A 2,636-nucleotide genomic window follows, 5' to 3' on the forward strand; every position below is an offset into this window, starting at 1 on the left:
TAAGAAAACCGATCTCTTCGCCTAATTGGATAAACTATTATTGCCTCGTCCCTTATTTCATGCACGCCCCTAACAAACTATTATTGTCCCGCCCCTTAAAGCGCAAGTAATGCCCGCTCTAAACGCGAAAAATCCTGTTCAAGAGGAACCCCAAAGCGTAAGGCTAGCTGATTATCCGTTAGCCTTACGTACACAGCTTGTAGGCAAAGCTTGTGATATACCACTTTGGCCTGCGGAAGGTAAACCGTTTGAAACAGTAGTGTACCTTGGCTTGAAACATTAAATATTCGCTTAAGTAATTCAGAAAGTTTGACCGATAAAAGTTGTAAACGCGCCAACTGCTGCAACTGCCAAGTGTTGTCTACCAATGCTTTTGCGCCCACAAATTGTGCTGGGCCACTGACAGCCCACGGACCTTGATTAGCAGAAATTCGAGTTAGCCATGCAGGGCACGCGGCTACAAAACCTAAACGTAATCCCGCTAAACCAAAAAATTTCCCCAGCGAGCGCAATACAATTAAAGCTGAATCCTGGGTATAAGAAATTAAGCTTTGACTCCCATCGGTAGTGTCCATAAAAGCTTCGTCAACAATTAATAAACCCTGCTGCTCCTTCACTTTTTTTAACAACGCCAACACTTGGCTACGGGAGGTTAGCTCCCCTGTTGGATTGTTCGGATTAATCAGTACTACAACACAGTTCCTTTTCAAGGGCTCATCGATGGGCAATTCTTTATAGCCATAAATATTAGCGCCCACTTCACGCCAAGATTTTTCATGTTCTTTATAGCCCTCCTCAGGTAAATATACCGATAAAGCCCCGTCACGCTTAACATTATGCTGCTGATAAGATAACCACAGCTCAGGCAATCGCTGGATAACAGACTGGCTGCCGTGTACAGGGAGCACCGATGGACAATCATAATAAGCTGTAGCGGCGGCCAATAATGATGCATTCGTTTGCGGTAAATGCGCCCAAACAACAGAGGGAATTACAGGAATTGGGTAATGATAAGGAGCAATGCCTGTTGATAAGTCCAGCCATTGTTCAGCAGGTATATTAAACTGCTGCGCAATTATCAATAACTGCCCTCCATGCTGTAAAGCCATATTACGCACCGCCCACTATCCGGTTAAAAACCATAATGTAATACCCATAGTTAATATCGCAATAACAAATAATGCACTTGCACACCGAACTAGGTTAAGGCTACGAGGGATATCGGCAACCGTTGCACTAGCCCCTTGACCTAATACCGGAGACAGCAACTCTTTACCTTGGTAAATAGAGCGCCCGCCAAGTTGAATATTTAAAGTGGTCGCCCCCGCCGCCATCACCCAACCGCCATTATGACTTTTATAGGTTTGGCTTTGTTGAGCGGCATTCATCATCGCCCGAAAAAAATTCCGCTGACAAGCATAAAGCAGCGCACAAATCTTGGCCGACAGAAAACCCAGAGCATCATCACTGCGTGCAGCGGCCCAACCAAAATAATAATAACGCGGCGTTTTGTAGCCCCACATGGCATCTAGCGTATTCGCTAAGCGATGCAATACCACCGCAGGTGTGCCACCTACTACAAACCAAAACAGTGTTGCGATTACCGCATCGTGGCCATTTTCAAGCATAGACTCTACCGTGGCTCTCGCCATCGATTCTGGAGACAACGCTGCGGTATCACGGCTGACTAAGTAACCAGTAAAATGCCGTGCCGTTGTTAAGTCGCCTTTTTGTAGCGGTCGGTAAACTTGTAAGCCGTGCAGTTTTAAACTTTGCAGCCCCAACGCAAAGTACACGATAACTACGTCCAGCCCTAAGCGTGAAAATACAGGCCATTGCGCGCCCCACTCGCTATATGCACAATACAATGCAATGGGTAAAGGCAACACCATCAATGCCCATGCAAATACCCCTTTACCATAAGCCCACCATGTTCGGTTATTTAAGCCAGTGGAATTCAACAGCCGCTCAAGGCCATTGGCCAAATAACCAAAACCCACTAATGGGTGATAGCGCCTAACTTCGCCGATAACACGATCGAGTAATAATGCGAACAGTAATACCACAGAGCAATACACAAAATAGGTTTCTGTCACGTCGAACACATTGCGTACTCACAGCCGTTTTTTTTGAAAAAAAGGCGCGCAATATAACATAAGAAAATGCACCCACCGCTAAAGCGATAGGAACTTAGGGGCGTGCACGAAATAAGTTGCTGGAATTTGGGTTTGTGGGAGCTTGCTTGGCGAGGCGAAAATATGGCGTAATAGCCGGCTATTGCAAATATTTTTAACGACGGCAAGCGTGCCACCAGGAATTCAAAAACGGGAAGTTATTTCATGCACACCCCTAGAACAGAATTTATCTTCCAGCCCAGCAATTCCATTTAAGCAGTTTTTAGTTGAGCAGAACAACTCCCTGCGCACCGGTCGAATCACTACCGATTGCCTGCCCTAGCGTATTTGACCCGGTGTGCGCGAAAAAACATAACCCATCGGTGGCCTGCATCACCGAGCCCTGCCCTACCTATGAATACAAAACCTTTGGCAATAGCTACGAAGCCGCTGCACAATTTGCGGCTTTTAGTTTTAGCGATAGCTGTGATGCCTATTCGCTAGAAGGCAGGCTAAGCTTTG

3 protein-coding genes are annotated in these 2,636 nt (G+C 46.2%); 1 reads left to right on the forward strand and 2 read right to left on the reverse strand.

Annotation, left to right across the window (positions count from 1 at the left end; genetic code table 11):
- Positions 1-95: 95 nt before the first annotated feature.
- Entirely contained in the window at positions 96-1,109 is a 1,014-nt protein-coding gene (locus AC3A8L_RS21070; protein WP_487964247.1) for a threonine-phosphate decarboxylase, read from the reverse strand.
- Between the two features lie 15 nt (positions 1,110-1,124).
- Complete coding sequence (locus tag AC3A8L_RS21075; protein WP_487964248.1) at positions 1,125-2,096, reverse strand: cobalamin biosynthesis protein CobD/CbiB; 972 nt, start codon at positions 2,094-2,096, stop codon at positions 1,125-1,127.
- A 305-nt stretch (positions 2,097-2,401) separates the two neighbouring features.
- On the opposite strand from AC3A8L_RS21075, the gene AC3A8L_RS21080 reads away from it, so the two are divergent.
- Positions 2,402-2,636 (forward strand): hypothetical protein (locus AC3A8L_RS21080; protein WP_487964249.1); only part of this gene is annotated, 235 nt, incomplete at its 3' end.

The organism is Marinagarivorans sp. (assembly GCF_982758155.1).